This is a genomic window from Kineococcus indalonis, assembly GCF_009906395.1.
In the GTDB taxonomy this organism is placed as follows: domain Bacteria; phylum Actinomycetota; class Actinomycetes; order Actinomycetales; family Kineococcaceae; genus Kineococcus; species Kineococcus indalonis.
In genome coordinates this window covers 1-1101 of record NZ_JAAALM010000842.1, presented here as the reverse complement: position 1 = coordinate 1101, position 1101 = coordinate 1, and the positions used below count along the sequence as shown (strand labels likewise).

Sequence of the window (1101 nt, the reverse complement as noted above, 5' to 3'; positions counted from 1 at the left end):
CTCGGGGGCCAGCGGGGCGTCGGAGTCCTCGATCTCGGCGACCTCCTCGGTGCGCCGCCCCCCGCCCGCCAGGGCGCTGACGCCGGTGTTGAGGACCGCCACCAGCGGCACGGCGAACAGGGCGCCGACGATGCCGAAGACCGTGGCGCCGCCGGCGACGGCGAGGATCACCGCCAGCGGGTGCACGGCGACGGCGCGGCCCATGAGGAACGGCTGCAGCAGGTGGCTCTCGACCTGCTGCACGGCGATGACGACGCCCAGCATGATCAGCGCGGTGACCGGCCCGTGCGCCACCAGCGCCACCAGCACCGCGACGGCGCCGGAGAGCAGGGCCCCCACGATGGGGATGAACGCGCCGAGGAAGACGAGTAGGCCCAGCGGCACCGCCAGCGGCACCCGCAGCACGGCCGCGCCGATCGCCACCCCGGCGCCGTCGGCGAAGGCGACGACGATCGTGGCGCGCATGTAGTGCGTCAGGGTCACCCAGGACTGCCGGACGGCGTCGTCCAGGGGGTCGCGGGACGGGCGGGGGAAGAGGTTCAGCAGCCAGGACCAGATGCGCCGCCCCTCCAGCAGGAAGAAGAACGACGCGAACAGGGCGATGAAGAACCCGGCGACGACGTGCCCGGCGGTGGTGACCACGCCGGTCGCGCCGGAGACGATCGTGTCGCGGTTGGCGGCCAGGGCCTCCTGGGCCTGGTCGACGTACCCCGACAGCGCGGCGGAGGAGATCTGCAGCGGGCCGCCTGCCAGCCACCGCTCGACCTCGTCGATGCCCTGGCTGGCCGACTCCGACAGGTCGCCGAAGCCGTCGGCGGCCTGGGTGCTGATGAGGGCGACCAGGCCCGCGACGATCGCCAGGGCCAGCAGCATCGTCATCAGGGTCGCCAGCGCCCGCGGCACCCCGCGCGCGTGGCCCCAGGCCACGACGGGGTCGAGCATGGCGGTGATGAGCAGGGCCACCAGGACGGGGATGAACGCCTCGGACAGGAAGCTCAGCCCGTAGGCGACCAGGACCACGGCCGCGGCGACCGCCACCAGGCGCCAGGACCACTCCGCCGCCGTGCGCAGCGCGGGGCTGACGTAGGGGTGGTGGGGCCG

At 74.4% G+C, this 1101-nt stretch carries 1 protein-coding gene; it reads right to left on the bottom strand.

Annotated features, from left to right (window positions below):
• The coding region (locus GTR00_RS21485) for an AI-2E family transporter (protein ID WP_166613529.1) at positions 1 to 1101 on the bottom strand (1101 nt) is incomplete at both ends.